We start from the raw sequence: 1,401 nt of genomic DNA, 5'->3' as shown, positions 1-1,401 counted from the left end.
GAGATATGACCGAATCTGGTGCACGCCCCTGAGTTGAGGAGAGGCGGCGTACCGGGTTGGAATGGGCTTGTCACGAGTCCACCCAACCACGAGGTACGCCACCGTGAGCAACGATAACGTCGTTTCCCTGCACCAGCCAGCACGCTTCCACGATGCCCTGACCGCGCTCCTGCGCGAGCAGGCCCAGCAGCTCATTCAGCGCGCCGTGATGGACGAGTTCGCCCGCTTCCTGGAGGTCGAGGGCAGCACTTGCCCCGACGGTCGCCGCGAACTGGTCCGCGCCGGCTTCCTGCCTGAGCGCGAGATCCTCACCGGTCTTGGCCCGGTGCCGGTCAAGGTGCCCAAGGTGCGCGACCGCGCCGGCCGTGGCCGGGTGTTCCGGTCGGAACTCGTGCCGCCCTACGTGCGCAAGGCGGCATCCGTGGAGGCGGTGCTGCCATGGCTTTACCTGTACGGCATCTCCGCCGAGCGCATGGGCGAGGCGCTGGCGGCGCTGTTGGGCGAGCGCGCCAAGGGGCTCTCGGCGGCCACCATCGGCCGGTTGAAGGCGACCTGGCGCGACGAGTACGCGGCCTTCCGCTCGGCGCCGCTGGACCGCGACCGCTGGGTGTACCTGTGGGTCGACGGCATCCACTTCGGCATCCGCGCCGACAACGCGCCGCTGTGCGCCCTGGTGGTGATCGGCGTCGACGAGCGCGGCAACAAGCACCTGCTGGCGATCGAGGAGGGCTACCGCGAGTCCACCCAGAGCTGGCGCGAGGTGCTGCTGCACCTGAAGGCCCGCGGCCTGGCAGTCCCGCCCGAACTCGCGGTGGGCGACGGCGCCATGGGCTTCTGGGCGGCCCTGGCCGAGGTCTACCCGGCCACCCGCCAGCAGCGCTGCTGGGTGCACAAGACCGCCAATGTGCTCAACCGCTTGCCCAAGGGCGTGCAGCGCAAGGCCAAGGCCGACCTGCAGGCGATCTGGATGGCGGCGACCCGGGCGGAAGCCCACCGGGCCTTCGACCGGTTCATCGCCGTCTACGGCGCCAAGTACCCGAAGGCCGCCGAACTGCTGCGCAAGGACCGTGAGCAGCTGCTGACCTTCTACGACTTCCCGGCCGAGCACTGGCGCCACCTGCGCACCACCAACCCGATCGAATCCACCTTCGCCACCGTGCGCCATCGCACCGACCGCACCCGCGGCGCGATCTCGCGCGACAGCATCGTGCCGCTCGTGTTCAAGCTGGCCAAGATCGCCGAGACGCACTGGCGCAAGCTCAACGGCTTCGCCTGGCTCGCCAAGGTGATCACCGGCGTGCGCTTCCGCGATGGCGTCGAAGTGCGCGATGATGCAACCGCCCAGACCCACTCGGCCGCCGCCTGATCCGTCAGGGCGTGCACCACTTTTGGGTATTTCTC

The 1,401-nt window shown here is 69.2% G+C and carries 1 protein-coding gene; it reads left to right on the top strand.

The features are described 5' to 3' along the window. The first annotated feature begins 103 nt into the window (after positions 1 to 103). Positions 104 to 1,366 (top strand): IS256 family transposase, encoded by a 1,263-nt coding sequence (locus tag ML342_RS11510; RefSeq protein WP_240127163.1) that lies wholly within the window; start codon positions 104 to 106, stop codon positions 1,364 to 1,366. Positions 1,367 to 1,401 lie beyond the last annotated feature (35 nt).

The organism is Thermomonas alba, assembly GCF_022419205.1.
Lineage (GTDB): Bacteria > Pseudomonadota > Gammaproteobacteria > Xanthomonadales > Xanthomonadaceae > Thermomonas > Thermomonas alba.
The sequence above is the reverse complement of the archived record's forward strand: the minus strand, read 5'-3'. Positions and strand labels throughout refer to the sequence as shown.